General features: G+C 62.1%; 10 protein-coding genes and 1 pseudogene. 3 read left to right on the top strand and 8 right to left on the bottom strand.

The features are described 5' to 3' along the window. The first annotated feature begins 10 nt into the window (after positions 1–10). Positions 11–1,399, top strand: a complete 1,389-nt coding sequence (locus MHI61_RS23915; RefSeq protein ID WP_239790840.1) for an MFS transporter — start codon at positions 11–13, stop codon at positions 1,397–1,399. Positions 1,400–1,534: 135 nt separating this feature from the next. Here MHI61_RS23915 and purH read toward each other — a convergent pair whose 3' ends face one another. The 4 genes from purH to htpX all read right to left on the bottom strand — a co-directional run bounded on the left by purH (position 1,535) and on the right by htpX (position 7,452). Beyond that, positions 1,535–3,151: a bifunctional phosphoribosylaminoimidazolecarboxamide formyltransferase/IMP cyclohydrolase gene (purH, locus tag MHI61_RS23910; RefSeq protein WP_239790839.1), complete on the bottom strand. Its 1,617-nt coding sequence runs from the start codon at positions 3,149–3,151 to the stop codon at positions 1,535–1,537. Between the two features lie 71 nt (positions 3,152–3,222). Next, the gene (locus tag MHI61_RS23905) at positions 3,223–4,896 is read right to left on the bottom strand and encodes a heparinase II/III family protein (protein WP_239790838.1); all 1,674 of its coding nucleotides are present in this window, start codon (positions 4,894–4,896) and stop codon (positions 3,223–3,225) included. 205 nt (positions 4,897–5,101) lie between these two features. Further along, a complete protein-coding gene (locus MHI61_RS23900; protein ID WP_239790837.1) occupies positions 5,102–6,505 on the bottom strand; it encodes an RsmB/NOP family class I SAM-dependent RNA methyltransferase in 1,404 nt (467 codons plus the stop codon). Then, a complete protein-coding gene (gene htpX, locus MHI61_RS23895; RefSeq protein ID WP_239790836.1) occupies positions 6,496–7,452 on the bottom strand; it encodes a zinc metalloprotease HtpX in 957 nt (318 codons plus the stop codon). The genes MHI61_RS23900 and htpX overlap by 10 nt, the downstream gene beginning before the upstream one ends. 110 nt (positions 7,453–7,562) lie before the next feature. Between htpX and MHI61_RS23890 the strand changes: the two genes are divergently transcribed. Next, positions 7,563–7,787: a DUF1674 domain-containing protein gene (locus tag MHI61_RS23890; protein WP_010027923.1), complete on the top strand. Its 225-nt coding sequence runs from the start codon at positions 7,563–7,565 to the stop codon at positions 7,785–7,787. Positions 7,788–7,895: 108 nt separating this feature from the next. Here the strand turns inward: MHI61_RS23890 and acs are convergent, their stop codons facing one another. Beyond that, positions 7,896–9,851, bottom strand: coding sequence for an acetate--CoA ligase (gene acs / locus MHI61_RS23885; RefSeq protein WP_239790835.1), 1,956 nt, complete (start codon positions 9,849–9,851; stop codon positions 7,896–7,898). 229 nt (positions 9,852–10,080) lie between these two features. Here acs and MHI61_RS23880 point away from each other — a divergent pair, with 229 nt between their 5' ends. Next, positions 10,081–10,782, top strand: a complete 702-nt coding sequence (locus MHI61_RS23880; protein ID WP_010019544.1) for a DUF1013 domain-containing protein — start codon at positions 10,081–10,083, stop codon at positions 10,780–10,782. An 81-nt stretch (positions 10,783–10,863) separates the two neighbouring features. Here the strand turns inward: MHI61_RS23880 and MHI61_RS23875 are convergent, their stop codons facing one another. The 3 genes and pseudogenes from MHI61_RS23875 to MHI61_RS23865 all read right to left on the bottom strand — a co-directional run bounded on the left by MHI61_RS23875 (position 10,864) and on the right by MHI61_RS23865 (position 14,760). Next, on the bottom strand, positions 10,864–11,799 hold the full coding sequence (locus tag MHI61_RS23875; protein WP_239790834.1) for a flagellin: 936 nt from the start codon (positions 11,797–11,799) through the stop codon (positions 10,864–10,866). A 256-nt stretch (positions 11,800–12,055) separates the two neighbouring features. After that, positions 12,056–13,965, bottom strand: a pseudogene (locus MHI61_RS23870) (propionyl-CoA synthetase). Positions 13,966–14,100: 135 nt separating this feature from the next. Continuing rightward, entirely contained in the window at positions 14,101–14,760 is a 660-nt protein-coding gene (locus MHI61_RS23865) for a YggS family pyridoxal phosphate-dependent enzyme (RefSeq protein WP_239790833.1), read from the bottom strand. Positions 14,761–14,782: the final 22 nt, after the last annotated feature.

Genomic DNA, 14,782 nt, shown 5'->3' with positions numbered 1-14,782 from the left:
ACAGGAGCGGATGTTGAATCGCATAGACTGGACAGGGACGCAGCCGCCGAAAGCCACGGAGAAGGGCATCTGGGGATGGATGTTCTTCGATTGGGCGGCGCAGCCCTTCTTCACCGTCGTCACCACCTTCATCTTCGGGCCTTATTTCGTTTCGCGCCTGACCGATGACCCGGTGTCGGCTCAGACGACATGGAGCAACATGGCGACGATCTCCTCGGTGATCATCGCCCTGCTCTCGCCGGTTCTCGGCTCAATCGCCGACCAGTCGGGCGCACGCAAACCCTGGATCGGCTTCTTCGCGATCATCAAGATCGCGAGCCTGTTCGGCCTGTGGTTCGCCGCCCCGGGTTCGCCTGTCCTCTATCCCGTGATCTTCATGATCCTCGCCTCGATTTCAGCCGAGTTTTCGATCGTCTTCAACGATTCGATGATGCCGCGCCTGGTCGCCAAGCACGAGGTCGGCAAGCTTTCCAACACCGCCTGGGGGCTTGGTTATCTCGGCGGCATGATCGTGCTGATTGCCGTCGTCACGCTTCTGGCGGCAAGTCCGGAAAGCGGCAAGACCGTTCTCGGCCTCGACCCGCTTTTCGGCCTTGATCCCAAGACCGGCCAGGATGCGCGCATCACCGGGCCGATCTCGGCCATCTGGTACCTGATCTTCATCCTGCCGATGTTCTTCTTCACGCCCGATGTCGGCAGAGGCCTGCCCTTCGGCACTGCCATTCGCGCCGGCCTGCGGGAGTTGAGAAACACGCTCGGCGAACTCAAAGAGCGGCGCGGCATCCTGAAATTCCTGATTGCCCGCATGATCTATCAGGACGGCGTCAACGGCCTGCTGATCCTCGGCGGCGTTTTCGCCGCCGGCATGTTCGGCTGGGCGACGATCGAGATCGGCCTCTACGGCATCATCCTCAACGTCGTCGCCATTTTCGGCTGCCTGATCGCCGGCCGAATCGACAAGGGCGTCGGTTCGAAGGTAACCGTCGTCATCAGCCTCACCATGCTGCTTCTCGCCACCATCGGCATTATCTCGACCGGGCCGGGCTATACGCTGTTTGGCCTGATGGCGCTGCCGTCGGCCGATTCCGGCGGCCTCTTCGGCACCGCGGCGGAAAAGGCCTATATCCTCTATGGCCTCTTGATCGGGTTCGCCTTCGGGCCGGTGCAGGCCTCGTCGCGCTCTTATCTCGCCCGCAGCGTCAGCCTGGAGGAAGCCGGCCGCTACTTCGGCATCTACGCGCTTTCAGGGCGCGCCACGAGCTTCATGGCGACGCTGCTCTTCTCGCTGATGACCTATATCAGCGGATCACCGCGGCTAGGAATGGCGACGTTGATCCTGTTTCTTGCCGGCGGCCTGCTGCTCTTGATCCGCACGCCCTATCCCGCCGACCGGGCATAGGAATGCCCGGTCATTTCCGGCTTCAGAGCATGATGCCGAAAAGTGTGAGCGGTTTTCGGGCGACATCATGCTCTAACTCTTTAATTTAGAACAGGATTCAGATTTTAGGCCGACCCGGCCTAAAATCATCCTGTTCTAGTGGCGGAAGTGACGCATGCCGGTGAAGACCATCGCGACGCCGTGTTCGTTGGCGGCATCGATGACCTCCTGATCGCGCATCGAGCCGCCCGGCTGGATCACCGCCGTCGCGCCTGCGGCAATCATCGACAGGAGACCGTCGGCAAACGGCAGGAAGGCTTCGGAGGCAACCGCCGAACCCTTTGTCATCGGAACCGCAAGGCCGAGCGCCTTGGCCGCCTCTTCGGCCTTCAGCGCAGCGATGCGGGCCGAATCGACCCGGCTCATCTGGCCGGCGCCGATACCGGCCGTCTGGCCGTCCTTGGCGTAGACCACGGCATTCGATTTGACATGTTTGCCGACCTTGAAGGCGAACTTCATGTCCTCGAGCTCCTGCGCCGTCGGCGCACGCTTGGTGACGACCTTGAGCTCCAGATCCTCGACCATGCCGTTGTCGCGGCTCTGCACCAGCAGGCCGCCGGAGACGGTCTTCGCCGTCAGCCCTGCAACGCGCGGATCGGGCAGGCCGCCGGCCGACAGCAGCCTGAGGTTCGGTTTGCGGGCGACGATCGCCTTTGCCTCTTCGGTGACATCGGGAGCGATGATCACCTCGGTGAAGAGCTTGACGATCTCTTCGGCCGTTTCGGCGTCCAATATCTGGTTGAGCGCGATGATGCCGCCGAAGGCGGAAACGGAATCGCAGGCAAGCGCCCGCTGATAGGCTTCGACCAGGCTCGCTCCGGTGGCGACGCCGCAGGGATTGGCATGTTTGATGATGGCGCAGGCCGGCGCCTTTTCCGGCAGAAACTCGGCGACGAGCTCGTAGGCGGCGTCGGTATCGTTGATGTTGTTATAGGAGAGCTGTTTGCCCTGGAGAAGGACAGCCGTCGAAACACCCGGACGCTTCTCGCCGGTCACATAGAAGGCCGCCTTCTGGTGCGGGTTTTCGCCGTAGCGCATCTCTTCCTTCAGCACGCCGCCGATGACGCGGTGGCGCGGCGTGTCGATCGACAGCGCCTCGGCAAACCAGTTGGAAATCGCAGCGTCATAGGCGGCGGTGCGGGCATAGGCTTTGGCCGCCATGCGCTGGCGGAAGGCGTAGGCCGTCTTGCCGGCATCGGCCGAAAGCTGCTCCTTGAACTCGGCATAATCGTTGGGATCGGTCAGAATGGTGACATAGGCGTGGTTCTTGGCCGATGCCCGGATCATCGCCGGACCGCCGATATCGATGTTCTCGACGGTCGTCGGATAGTCGCCGCCGGCCGCCCGCACCTCTTCGAAAGGATAGAGGTTGATGACGGCGAGATCGATGGCCTCGATGCCGTGCTTCTTCATCGCTTCCTGGTGCTCGCTGTCGTCACGGATCGCCAGCAGGCCGCCATGCACTGTCGGGTGCAGCGTCTTGACGCGTCCATCCATGATCTCGGGAAAACCGGTGATGTCGGAAACATCGGTGACAGCGAGACCGGCCCCGGCAATCGCCTTGTAGGTGCCGCCGGTCGAGAGCAGGCGCACGCCTCTTTCAGACAAGGCCTGAGCGAGCTCGACGATCCCCGTCTTGTCGAAGACGGAGAGGAGCGCGGTCTTGATTTCGACCTTGTCCGGGGCGGGGATCTTCTTGGAAATGACGGCCATGAACTTTCTCCGTTCGGTTTCGGTTCTGCTTGCGCCGCGTTAGCACAGCTTCGCCGCCGCGCAAACAGGCGCTATCCCTTGCGGGATAAAAACCAGCGGATTTCCGTCTTCTCGGCAAGATCGAAGTCGATCTCGATCTGGTCCGAGCCGCAAATGCCGGAGCTGTCGGCAAAGAAAATGTCCTCCGAAATCAGCACTTCATTGCCGGGGCCGGAAAACAGCCAGCTTTCGCCGTCCGGCGCCGTCAGCAGCACCGACTCCCCGTCACTCTGCTGCAGGACGATCGAAGGATGGACGTGAAAACGGGCGACAGCCTTCACCGGCTCGTCAATCTCATATCCTTCATGGACGACAAGCCGGTCGCGGCCGGTCACGATCGTGCCCGCCGCATTGAGCGTGATTTCACGCTCGTGCAGCACACCGAAGGCTCGCACATAACCGTCATGGCTGAGCTTGATGCCGTCGCGTCCGTCCTCCGTTTCGGCACGCTCGACGGTGACGATCCTGACCGGTTCGGTAATCGCATGGTTGAGGAAAGGCGAGAGTGAGAAACGACTGGACGACGTGTCGTTGAGGATGACGGTCGAATGCGCCGCGGTGGTGCGCGCCATCTGGACATAGCGGTGCCCGGCAAATTTCGGCGAGCCGGAATTGACGATGAAGCGATGGCGGCCCGACGACATCTCGAAGGAGAGGGTGCCGGCATGCGCAGTGCGCAACGCGCCTCCCGAAGGCGGCGTGCCGGTATCGGCAATGATGATTGTCCTGCCCCCGGCAAGCCGTTGATAGCGCGACTGCGGCAAAGCCTTGAACGGCTGACCGGCGGTCTCGTCATATCTGAGCACCGACATGAGTTCATTGGCGAGCGTCGACGTCGCGCCGTTGAAAAGCGCCAGATCCCCGTCCTGATGGCGAAAGAACCGCAAGGCCGGATACATGCGGTCGATGCCGGAGATCAGCTTCTGCGGCAGATCATGGCCGAGATTGACATAGGTCTGGCGCAGCGGCAGCAGATCGAGCAGCAGTTCCAGCCCGGCGCGCGGATTGCGCGAGACATGGCCGCCATCCGGCAGAATCTGGCTATCGAATTCGCGGTCGAGCGCCTGGGCCGCCCTTTTGAGCGTGGAGGCGCGGGTCGGCATGGCAACGGAGGCCATGGCGAGCGCAATGCGCAGGCGAAACAGCTCCAGACCGCCGAGCGTATAGGGCGCCATGCGATGCAGGAACCTGACCTGAAACGCCAGCGACTTCATGAAGCGGCGATAGAAGCCGCGGTCGGCATTCTGCAGCACGACCGGCGAATGCGACAGCCAGGCGATGACGCGCTGGGCAGTGACGTCGGTCTCCCAGGCAATTCCTTCCATGCGGCCGGCATGAACGGAAAGCCAGCTGTCGACGATGGCGCGGGCGGCGGCCGAGCTGCGTTCAGTCTTGTGCGCCCGCATGTGCCGCAGCCAGCCGAAGCTGTGAAGGCGGGTCGCGAAGGGGCGCGAGGGCAGGGTGAAGGTAAAGGGCGATTTCCCGTTCGTCTCCAACATCCGCCCGGCCAGGAGAAACCGTCCGTTGAGAATTTCGTCGGCCACATGCGGATCGATGCCGCGCAGATCGGTCGGCGCGACGATCAGGCGTTCGGGTACTTTGATCGAATGGCGAAAGAGCTTCAGGCGCAGCAGCGCGACGCGGCGCAAGGCGCGCCGCCAAGCTTCCCGAACATACATGCTCGCAAAACGCCGACCGGACTGCATATGCTATTGTCTATTGACCCTCGTGGTTAAGAATAGGTGAAAAGCGGCCGATTTCATCGCCCACAATGAATTAATTCGTGACAAAGTTCGAATATACGCAAATTACTGCATTTCAGTTGAGATCATTCGACGGTTCACAACGCACCGTGGCGATGATGCGAGGATTTCAAATCCCCGCATGCTTTGCTCCGACCTTTGAGGTTGGTCAGCCCGCTCGCCGCAGCACGGCCGCGTAAAAGCCGTCGAGGCCGGAGGCGATGCCCTCAGGCATTTTCAGCATGGTCGGAAGCGTGCGGAATTCGCCGAGCGGCGTGATCGCTGCCTCAAGGCCGGGCCAGTCGCCCGCGCTGATCGGAACGCGCTCGATCGCGCCCGTATCGGAAAGAACACGGGCGACAACCTCCTCGCCCTCGGCGGGATCGAGCGAGCAATTTGAAAACACCAGCATGCCGCCGGGCGTCAGCAAGGTCAGCGCATGACGCAGCAGCCGCTCCTGCAACGCCGCCAGCCTGGCGATATCCTCCGGCCCCTTGGTCCACAGCACATCGGGGTGCCGGCGCGTCGTGCCGGTGGAAGAGCAGGGGGCGTCGAGCAGGATCGCATCGAAGCCTTCTGGCGGCTTGAATGTCGTCAGATCTGCCGCGACCGTTTCCGCCGTCAGGCCAAGCCGATCGAGATTCGAGCGCAGCCGTCTTAGCCGGCTTTCCGACTGATCGAGTGCGGTGACCGTGCCGCCGGCAAGGATGAGCTGCGCCGTCTTGCCGCCCGGCGCGGCACAAAGATCGGCGGCACGTTTTCCCGAGAGATCGCCGAAAAGCCTGGCCGGAATGCTTGCCGCCGCATCCTGAACCCACCAGGCGCCCTCATCGAAACCCTCGAGCGACGGAATGCCGCCGTCGAAGGCAGCGAGCCGCACGCCGCCCGTCGGCAGCGCAACGCCGTTCAACCTCTTTGCCCAGCCTTCGGCGTCGGATTTGACGGTCAGATCGATCGCCGCCGGCTCGAGCTGCGATTGCGAGATCGCCAGCGCCGCGTCGCGGCCATAGGCCTTTTCCAGCCGTGCAAGGAACCAGGACGGCATCGGCGCGACCTTGCCGATCTCCGCCAACACCTCGTCCTTTTCGCGGCCGAGCCGACGCAGAACGGCGTTGACCAGCTTGGCGAAACGGCGATTGCGTGGATCCTGATTGGCCTGTTCCACGGCAAGATCGACGGCCGAATGATCGGGCACGTCGAGATAGAGAATCTGTGCCGCGCCGATTGCCAGAACGTGATGCAGCGCCCGCGCGCCCTCCGGCAGCGGCGATTCCAGCAGCGAGGCGATTGCCGCATCGATGCGCGGCAGATGGCGCAGCGTCGTGTTCAGAATGGCGCGCACAAGCGCCCGGTCGCTTTCGCCGAGCGCCTTATAGGCAGGATTGCCATGTTCGTGATCGAGAGCGCCGTCGAGCGGCAGCTTGCGGTCGACGACGGCGGCGAGAATTTTTGCCGCCGCGGCCCGGGCCTGCAGGCCGGGCTTGGCCGCCGGCGCCGATCGGCCGGCCGGTCGGTCGGTGGAGGGTTTCTGTTTACGGAATGGCTTTCTCGTGCCGTCTGAATTCAAGACCACGGACCTCTTGGCGGTTGCGAACCACCGCGACCCGTATTCGGAACAGAGCGCGATTTGCGCGTCGGATTAACAGCACGAACCGGTCCCGTCGAGACATTCATGCCGCTTTGCGCCATCTCCTGCAGCGCGGCGATGCGGTTTTCCGTGTCTGGATGCGTAGAAAACAGATTGTCCATACGCTCGCCGGACAGCGGATTGATGATGAACATGTGCGCCGTGGCCGGATTGCGCTCGGCATCCTCGTTCGGCACATGGGCGGCACCGCGGGCGATCTTGCCGAGCGCCGACGCGAGCCAGAGCGGATTGCCGCAGATTTCGGCGCCGCGGCGGTCGGCCGAATATTCGCGCGTGCGGCTGATCGCCATCTGAACCAGCATGGCGGCGAGCGGCGCCACGATCATCGCCACGAGGACGCCGACGAAACCGAGCGGATTGTTGTTGTTGTCGCGATTGCCGCCGAAGAAGAAGGCAAAATTGCCAAGCATCGAGATCGCCCCGGCAAGCGTTGCCGTGATCGTCATCGTCAGCGTGTCGCGGTTCTGAATATGGGCAAGCTCATGCGCCATCACGCCGGCGACTTCCTCAGGAGACAGTGCCTGGAGCAGGCCCGTCGAGGCGGCGACGGCGGCATTTTCGGGATTGCGGCCGGTGGCGAAGGCATTCGGCTGCGGGCTGTCGTAGAGATAGACCTTCGGCATCGGCAGGCCGGCATTGTGGGCGAGATCACGGATGATCGCGAAAAATTCCGGCGCATTGCGCTCGTCGACCTGCTGGGCGCGATAGGCCGAAAGCACCATGCGATCAGAATTCCAGTAGGAGAAGAAGTTCATGCCGGCGGCAATGAGGAATGCGATCATCATGCCGGCCCGACCGCCGATCAGGAAGCCGACAAACATGAAGAGCGCCGTCATGAAGGCAAGCAACATGGCAGTGCGAACGAGGTTCATTGCGAATCTCCAACTCCGATTTCGGCGCCGCAAGCTTTTAATCCCGGCGCCGGCGCATTATGATTTGGTTATTCACCAGCCATTTTCAATGTTTTCCGGCAGGAGAAGCCATGCAGGACGCCGATAACGACAATAGCCAATCGCCGACGGCCGAAGGATCGGAGCCGCCGCGCAAAATGCTGTCCCCGGCGGCCCAGCGTGCGCTTGCCGAGGCCGAGGAGCGGCGAAAGCACCAAAAGCCGCTGGACCTGCCGCCGGAGATCGGCGGCCGCGGCGGAGCCGAGCCGGCCCGTTTCGGCGATTACGAGATCAATGGCCGGGCGATCGATTTCTAAGCAAGGACTGTCGAGCCCGAATCCGGGCCTTGTGCAGGCCGTCCAATATCAGCCAGCAATGTAAGGTGAGCCGCCCCGGGACTCGGATGGTCGGAGCGGCTCGATATGTCAGGCGGTCGCCTTGTTCTGCCGGTTGGCGATCAGATCGTCGACCACGGCCGGATCGGCAAGTGTCGACGTATCGCCGAGCGCGCCGAAATCGTCTTCGGCGATCTTGCGCAGGATGCGGCGCATGATCTTGCCCGAGCGGGTCTTCGGCAGGCCGGGCGCAAACTGGATCTTGTCCGGCGCGGCGATCGGCCCGATTTCGGCGCGCACATGTTTGACCAGATCCTGGCGTAGCGTGTCCGTCCCTTCGTGGCCGGCCATCAGCGTCACATAGCAATAAATGCCCTGGCCCTTGATCGAATGCGGATAGCCGACGACCGCCGCTTCCGAAACCAGATTGTGCGAGACCAGCGCCGATTCCACCTCCGCCGTGCCGAGCCGGTGGCCGGAGACGTTGAGCACGTCGTCGACGCGGCCGGTGATCCAGTAATAGCCGTCCTCGTCGCGCCGGCAGCCATCGCCGGTGAAGTACTTGCCCTTGTAGGTCGAGAAATAGGTCTGGATGAAGCGCTCGTGATCGCCGTAGACGGTGCGCATCTGGCCCGGCCAGCTGTCGGTGATGCAGAGATTGCCATCGGCGGCCCCTTCCAGCACCTTGCCCTCATTGTCGACCAGCTCAGGCTTGACGCCGAAGAACGGCGTCGTCGCCGAACCGGGTTTCAGGTCGGTCGCACCGGGCAGCGGCGTGATCATGTGGCCGCCAGTTTCCGTCTGCCACCAGGTATCGATCACAGGGCAGCGTTTGTCGCCGACGACATTGTAGTACCACTCCCAGGCCTCCGGATTGATCGGTTCGCCGACCGTGCCGAGCAGGCGCAGCGACGAGCGCGACGAGCGCGTGACGAATTCATCGCCGGCGCCCATCAGCGAGCGGATCGCCGTCGGCGCGGTGTAGAAGATATTGACCTTGTGTTTGTCGATGACTTCCCAGAAACGCCCCTGATCCGGGAAGTTCGGCACGCCTTCGAACATCAGCGTCGTCGCGCAGTTCGAAAGCGGCCCATAGACGATATAGGAATGGCCGGTGACCCAGCCGACATCGGCGGTGCACCAGTAGATGTCGCCATGATGATAGTCGAAGACATATTCATGCGTCATCGAGGCGTAGACGAGATAGCCGCCCGTCGTGTGCAGCACGCCCTTCGGCTTGCCGGTCGAGCCGGACGTATAGAGAATGAACAGCGGATCTTCCGCCTTCATCTTCACCGGCGGGCATTCGGCCTTCACCGTGGCGACTTCCTGGTGATACCAGAGGTCGCGGCCCGGCGCCCAGCCAGTCTTGCCGCCGGTGCGGCGCACGACCAGCACTTTGCTGACATTGACGTGCTGACGGGCGGCGATGTGGATCGCCGTATCGGTATTGTCCTTCAGCGGCACCGGCTTGCCGCCGCGCAGACCTTCGTCGCAGGTGATGACGAAGGTGGATTCGCAGTCGACGATGCGCCCGGCCAGCGCCTCGGGCGAGAAACCGCCGAAGACGACCGAATGCACCGCACCGATGCGGGCGCAGGCGAGCATCGCATAAGCCGCTTCCGGGATCATCGGCATATAGATGGTGACGCGATCGCCCTTCTTGACGCCGTGCTTCTTTAGGACGTTCGCCATCCGGCAGACGTGCTCGTAGAGCTCGTTATAGGTGATCTTCTTGTCGATATAGGGATTGTCGCCTTCCCAGATGATCGCCACCTGGTCGCCATTCGTCTTCAGATGGCGGTCGATGCAATTGTAGGAAACGTTGGTCTGGCCGTCCTCGAACCACTTGATCGAGACCTTGCCGGTAAAGGAGGTGTTCTTGACCTTGGTATAGGGCTTGAACCAGTCGATCCGCTTGCCGTGTTTGCCCCAGAACTTGTCCGGGTTCTCGACGCTCTCCTCGTACCATTTCAGGTACTTCTCCTTATCGATCAGGGCACGCGCCTTCACCGGCTTCGGCACCGGATGGATCTTCTCCGACATGGAACTCCTCCTCATGGGACATGCGACGGGCCAAGCGATCTACGAGCCCGAACTTCAAATCAGGGCAATTCATAGCAGGTCGCATCGCCACGGCAATTAGACAAAGGTCATTTGATTTCGGAAGAATTGCAATTCTGCGACAGTCCGGTTATATAGCGGCATATTTCCCGGACATTGTGGTGACAATCCACGGACCGCGACCGGCGCGGACGATAGAAGGACTATATCCATGGCTCAAACACTGCTCATGCCGAAGGCGACCGCCATCTGGCTTGTCGACAACACGGCGCTGTCTTTCGATCAGATTGCGCAGTTCTGCAAACTGCATCCGCTCGAGGTCAAGGCGATTGCCGATGGCGAAGCGGCGCAGGGCATCAAGGGCCTCGATCCGATCTCGACCGGTCAGCTTTCCCGCGACGAGATTGCCCGCGCCGAAGCCAATCCGAACCACAAGCTCAAGCTCTCCGAACCGAAGGTGCGCGTGCCGGAATCCAAGCGCCGTGGCCCGCGTTATACCCCGGTTTCCAAGCGTCAGGACCGCCCGAACGCCATTCTCTGGCTCGTTCGCAACCATCCGGAGCTGAAGGACGCGCAGATTTCCCGCCTCGTCGGCACGACGAAATCGACGATCGAGCAGATCCGCGAGCGCACCCACTGGAACTCCGCCAACCTGGCGCCGATGGATCCGGTGACGCTCGGCCTCTGCAGCCAGATCGATCTCGACATGGAAGTGGAAAAGGCCTCCAAGGGCCGGCCGCTGCCGACCGCCGCCGAGCTTGGCGCGACGCTGCAATCGGCTCAGGAAACCGAACGCCTCACGCCGAGCTACGAGCGCGAAGAGGAAAAGGAAATCGACGCCGACGCCGTCTTCCGCAAGCTGAGCTCGCTGCGCTCGGCTCCGAAGGACGAGGACGAAGACGATCAGTACTGAGATATCCGCAATCTCATCAAGAAAACCCCGCCGAGCGAACCGCCCGGCGGGGTTTTTTATTGAGGATCGCCTGTCCCCGCATCAACTGCGGAACAGGGTGAGGATGTTCTGTGCCGAGCTATTGGCGATCGAAAGCGACTGGATGCCAAGCTGCTGCTGCGTCTGCAGCGCCGAGAGCCTGCTCGATTCCTCTTCCATATCGGCATCGACCAGGCGACCGATGCCCGAGTTGATGGAATCGTGAAGACCGCTGACGAAATTCTCCTGCAGCTGGATGCGCGTCGAGATCGAGCCGAGAGCGGAGCCGGCAGCGGTCATGGCGCCGAGAACCAGTTCGATCCCGGTCAAGGCTGCGTCGAGCTGGCCTTGGGTGAAACCGGTAATGTCGAGATCATAGATCGACGGCATGACGATGACAGTGCCGCCATAGGTGCCGTTGAAGGCGGTGCCGATGATACCGCTGCTCGTCTCGATCGCACCCGTGCTGGTCATGCCGAAGAGCACATTGCCGAGCGAGCCTGAATCGAGCACATAATCGGTCATCTTCACTGAAACGGCATTGCTGCCGTCACGGACGAAGGACGAGACGACGCTCTTCGTTCCGGAAGCGCCGGCCACCCAGTTTTCGCCGGAGAAGGATGCGGACTGGGCAATGCTGAGCAGCTGCTCCTGCAGCTGGTCGAGTTCCTGCTGGATCTTTGTCTTGTCGACGCCCTTTTCAGTGGCGGCAACGATCTTCGCCTTGATTTCGCTAACGACGTCAAGCGCGCTGTCCATGGCCGCATAGGCGGTATCGACCTTCGCCGCACCGAGGCCGAGAGCGTCGGAGACGGCCGAAAGCGCCAGGTTGTCGGAACGCATGGTCGTGGCGATCGACCAGTATGCGGCATTGTCGGCGGCCTTCTCGACACGATAACCGGAGGAAACGCGCCCCTGGGTGTCCTTGAGGCTATCGTTTACGCCGCGCAAAGTCTGCAGCGCTGCCATGGCAGCGTTGTTGGTGAGGATGCTCGTCATGATCCGCTCCACAATCGGAGAAAGGGGCATTCCGGACTACAGCGCCGCGCGTCTTTTCAGACGCACAAAGGACGCTGTAGCACTTCAACTGCTGCATGATTTTATCCTTAAATCCATTCCGATTTAGGGAATTATGCAGCAGGCCGGTAACGGCGACCGCGTCATGCAAAGCCTGCTATGCAAGCCATTGCCGTTAACAAATCCTTGCGCAACATGGTTAACAATTCCTCAATTAGGCTTATCGAATGCTTAATTTTTACATCGGCAGAGAGCCGAAACCGCGCTTGCGCAGCGCCTCCGCGATCTCCTCCAGAATCGCCGGATCATCGATGGTAGCGGGCATTTTCCAGGGTATGCCGTCGGCAATTTTCTGCATGGTGCCGCGCAGGATCTTGCCCGACCGCGTCTTCGGCAATCGGTTGACGGTGATCGCCGTCTTGAAGGCGGCGACAGGCCCGATCTGATCGCGAATCATCGCCACCACCTCTGATTCGATCGCCGCCGATTCGCGCTGCACATGCCGCTTCAGCACCAAGAAGCCGCAGGGAGCCTGACCCTTCAGCGTATCGATCACGCCGATAACCGCGCATTCGGCGACATCGGGGTGACGCGCGCAAACCTCCTCCATCGCACCTGTCGAGAGCCGATGACCGGCGCAATTGATGATGTCGTCGGTCCGCGACATGATGAAGAGGTAGCTGTCTTCGTCGACATAGCCGGCGTCGGCAGTCTTGTAGTAACCGGGAAACTCGTCGAGATAGGCCGATCGGAAACGATCATCCGCATGCCAGAGGGTCGGCAGGCAGCCGGGCGGCAGCGGCAGCTTGATGACGATATTGCCGAGCGTCCCCGCCTCGATCGGATGGCCGGCATCGTCGAGCACCGTCACCTCATAGCCCGGCATCGGCAGTGCCGGCGAACCGTGCTTGACGGGCACGGCGCCAAGGCCGAGCGGATTTGCGACGATCGGCCAGCCGGTCTCGGTCTGCCACCAGTGATCGATGACGGGGATGGCAAGCATGCGTTCGGCCCATTTCAGGGTCTCCGGATCCGCCCTCTCGCCGGCAAGAAACAGTGCCCGCAAGTTCGGCATCTTGTGGTTCGCGATCAGTTCGCCGTCCCCATCCTCGCGCCGGATGGCGCGAAAGGCGGTCGGCGCCGTGAAGAGCACGCGCACGTCGTGCTCTGCAACGACGCGCCAAAATGCGCCGGCATCGGGCGTGCCGACCGGCTTTCCCTCAAAGATCAAGGTCGTCACGCCCGATATCAGCGGTGCGTAGACGATATAGGAATGGCCGACGACCCAGCCGATATCGGAGGCCGTCCAGAAGACCTCGCCCGGCGTCACGCCGTAGATATTCCGCATCGACCAGTTGAGCGCGACCATGTGGCCGCCATTGTCGCGCACCACGCCCTTCGGCTGGCCGGTCGTACCGGAGGTGTAGAGAATGTAGAGCGGATCGGTCGCCTTGACCGAAACACAAGCCACCTCGGCGCCGCGATGGCGCGCCACCGCTGCCTCGAAATCCTCATCGCGGCCGCCGATGAGTTCTGCCTGAAGCTGCGGCCGCTGCAGCACCAGACAGCGCTCCGGCTTTACCCGCGCAATCTCGATCGCCTGATCGACCAGCGGCTTATAGGCGACGACGCGACCGGGCTCGAGCCCGCAGCTTGCGGTAATCACCAGCCTGGCGCCGCTGTCGTCGATGCGCGCCGCAAGCTCGCTGGCGGCAAACCCGCCGAAAACGACGGAATGGACCGCACCGATCCGCGCGCAGGCAAGCATGGAAAACACTGCCTGCGGCAGCATCGGCATATAGAGGATGACGCGATCGCCTCGGCCGATGCCGAGCGCCAGCAGCGTCGCGGCGATGGCCTTCACCTCGCCGAGCACCTCGTCATATGAGAACCGGCGCTTCTCGCCGGTCATGGCGCTGTCGAAGATGATGGCCGTCTCGCCGCCGCGTCCGGCCGCGACATGCCGGTCCAGGCAATTGTGACAGGTATTGGTTTCCGCTCCCGGGAACCAGCGGCCGTAAATACGTCATCAGGCGAAAACACCCGCTCCGGCGGCTTGAACCAGTCGATCTCGGCGGCGGCTTCGCGCCAGAAGGCTTCGGGATCGCGTTTCCAGGCCGCATAGGCCTGATGATAGCCGTTCTGCATCTGCTCCTCCCCAGGACATGCAAGCCGCAAGATCAGTCTACTGCATGTCGGCGCAAAAGTGCGCAGCAGTTTTGGGCGGCATAGAGAGGCTTAAAACGGGTTGAGCGGAACGGGAAGCCCGACCAAAGCAGCGTATCAGCGCGCGCCGAAAATCGCCGATCCGACGCGGACGCTGGTGGCGCCGAAGGCGATCGCTGTCTCGTAATCGCCCGACATGCCCATGGAGAGTTTCTCAACGCCGCATTTCGACGCGAGCTTTGCCAGCAGGGCAAAATGCGGTCCGGGATTTTCCTCGGCCGGCGGAATGCACATCAGACCTTCGATCGGAAGACCGAGCTCGCCACGGCAAAGCGAGACGAAGGCCGGCGTGTCGTCAGGGGCAATGCCGGCCTTCTGCGGCTCGAGCCCGGTATTGACCTGGACGTAAAGCCTCGGTGTTTTGCCTTGCCGCTTCATCTCCTCGGCAAGGGCGCGGGCAATCTTTTCCCGATCGACGGTCTCGATCACGTCGAAAAGCGCCACCGCGTCCGCCGCCTTGTTCGATTGCAGCGGCCCGATCAGATGCAGTTCGATGTCGGGATGTTCGGCTTTCAGCGCCGGCCATTTGCCTTGGCTTTCCTGCACCCGGTTCTCGCCGAAAATGCGCTGCCCGGCTTCGATCGCCGGGCGGATCGCCTCCGCCTCGAATGTCTTCGACACCGCGACGAGCCGAACCGAGCCGGCCGCACGGCCGGCCTGGCGTTCTCCGGCGGCAATCCGCGATCGCACGTCGTTCAAGCGCTCTTGAAGTTCCATCGTTCTGCCTCGACATTCAGCA

The organism is Rhizobium sp. K102 (genome assembly GCF_022385315.1).
GTDB classification, from domain to species: Bacteria; Pseudomonadota; Alphaproteobacteria; order Rhizobiales; family Rhizobiaceae; genus Rhizobium; species Rhizobium croatiense.
Note: the sequence above shows the minus strand (reverse complement) of the source record. Positions and strands in the feature narration are given on the sequence as shown.

Bases quoted from the DNA above. Each gene is read 5' to 3' on its own strand.
- MHI61_RS23915 (WP_239790840.1), top strand. From the start codon at position 11: ATGTTGAATCGCATAGACTGGACAGGGACGCAGCCGCCGAAAGCCACG.
- purH (WP_239790839.1), bottom strand. From the start codon at position 3,151: ATGGCCGTCATTTCCAAGAAGATCCCCGCCCCGGACAAGGTCGAAATC.
- MHI61_RS23905 (WP_239790838.1), bottom strand. From the start codon at position 4,896: ATGCAGTCCGGTCGGCGTTTTGCGAGCATGTATGTTCGGGAAGCTTGG.
- htpX (WP_239790836.1), bottom strand. From the start codon at position 7,452: ATGAACCTCGTTCGCACTGCCATGTTGCTTGCCTTCATGACGGCGCTC.
- MHI61_RS23890 (WP_010027923.1), top strand. From the start codon at position 7,563: ATGCAGGACGCCGATAACGACAATAGCCAATCGCCGACGGCCGAAGGA.
- acs (WP_239790835.1), bottom strand. From the start codon at position 9,851: ATGTCGGAGAAGATCCATCCGGTGCCGAAGCCGGTGAAGGCGCGTGCC.
- MHI61_RS23880 (WP_010019544.1), top strand. From the start codon at position 10,081: ATGGCTCAAACACTGCTCATGCCGAAGGCGACCGCCATCTGGCTTGTC.
- MHI61_RS23875 (WP_239790834.1), bottom strand. From the start codon at position 11,799: ATGACGAGCATCCTCACCAACAACGCTGCCATGGCAGCGCTGCAGACT.
- MHI61_RS23865 (WP_239790833.1), bottom strand. From the start codon at position 14,760: ATGGAACTTCAAGAGCGCTTGAACGACGTGCGATCGCGGATTGCCGCC.